Genomic DNA, 1,652 nt, shown 5'->3' on the forward strand with positions numbered 1-1,652 from the left:
CGGGTGAAAAACCCGCACGCCGGAAGACCAAGGGTTCCTATCCCATGTTAATCAGGGTAGGGTAAGTCGACCCCTAAGGCGAGGCCGAAAGGCGTAGTCGATGGGAAACGGATTAATATTTCCGTACTTGGTATAATTGCGATGGGGGGACGGAGCAGGCTAAGCAAGCATGGCGATGGTAGTCCATGTGAAAGTGTGTAGGCTAGCGACTTAGGTAAATCCGGGTTGCTGTTAGGCTGAGACACGAGACGAGTCACCAAGGTGATGAAGTTGCTGATGCCATACTTCCAGGAAAAGCCTCTAAGCTTCAGATTATACCGAATCGTACCCCAAACCGACACAGGTGGTCAGGTAGAGAATACTAAGGCGCTTGAGAGAACTCGGGTGAAGGAACTAGGCAAAATCGTACCGTAACTTCGGGAGAAGGTACGCTCCGATTGGTGATGAGACTTGCTCTCTAAGCTGATTGGAGCCGCAGTGACCAGGTGGCTGGGACTGTTTATTAAAAACACAGCACTGTGCAAAATCGCAAGATGACGTATACGGTGTGACACCTGCCCGGTGCCGGAAGGTTAATTGATGGGGTTATCTTCGGAGAAGCTCTTGATCGAAGCCCCGGTAAACGGCGGCCGTAACTATAACGGTCCTAAGGTAGCGAAATTCCTTGTCGGGTAAGTTCCGACCTGCACGAATGGTGTAACCATGGCCACGCTGTCTCCACCCGAGACTCAGTGAAATTGAAATCGCAGTGAAGATGCTGTGTACCCGCGGCTAGACGGAAAGACCCCGTGAACCTTTACTACAGCTTGGCACTGAACATTGAACCTACATGTGTAGGATAGGTGGGAGACTTAGAAGCAGAGACGCTAGTTTTTGTGGAGTCGTCCTTGAAATACCACCCTTGTAGTTTTGATGTTCTAACGTTGGCCCCTGAATCGGGGTTACGGACAGTGCCTGGTGGGTAGTTTGACTGGGGCGGTCTCCTCCCAAAGAGTAACGGAGGAGCACGAAGGTTGGCTAAGTACGGTCGGACATCGTACGGTTAGTGTAATGGTAGAAGCCAGCTTAACTGCGAGACAGACACGTCGAGCAGGTACGAAAGTAGGTCATAGTGATCCGGTGGTTCTGAATGGAAGGGCCATCGCTCAACGGATAAAAGGTACTCCGGGGATAACAGGCTGATACCGCCCAAGAGTTCATATCGACGGCGGTGTTTGGCACCTCGATGTCGGCTCATCACATCCTGGGGCTGAAGTCGGTCCCAAGGGTATGGCTGTTCGCCATTTAAAGTGGTACGCGAGCTGGGTTTAGAACGTCGTGAGACAGTTCGGTCCCTATCTGCCGTGGGCGTTTGAGAATTGAGAGGGGTTGCTCCTAGTACGAGAGGACCGGAGTGAACGAACCGCTGGTGTTCGGGTTGTCATGCCAATGGCATTGCCCGGTAGCTACGTTCGGAACTGATAAGCGCTGAAAGCATCTAAGCGCGAAGCAGGCCTCGAGATGAGTTCTCACTAGACTTTTAAAGTCTCTGAAGGGCCGTTGAAGACTACAACGTTGATAGGCAAGATGTGGAAGTGGTGTGAGCCATTAAGCTAACTTGTACTAATTACCCGTGAGGCTTAACCATACAACGCCAAACGCGTTTTATGTGA

Annotated in this window: 1 rRNA gene; it reads left to right on the top strand. The window is 51.4% G+C overall.

The annotated features are described in order from the left end of the window. Positions 1–1,627 (top strand): 23S ribosomal RNA (locus ACTRWE_RS19160); the annotation flags it as partial. Positions 1,628–1,652 lie beyond the last annotated feature (25 nt).

This window comes from Pseudoalteromonas sp. G5_S1_54_S4 (assembly GCF_054968565.1).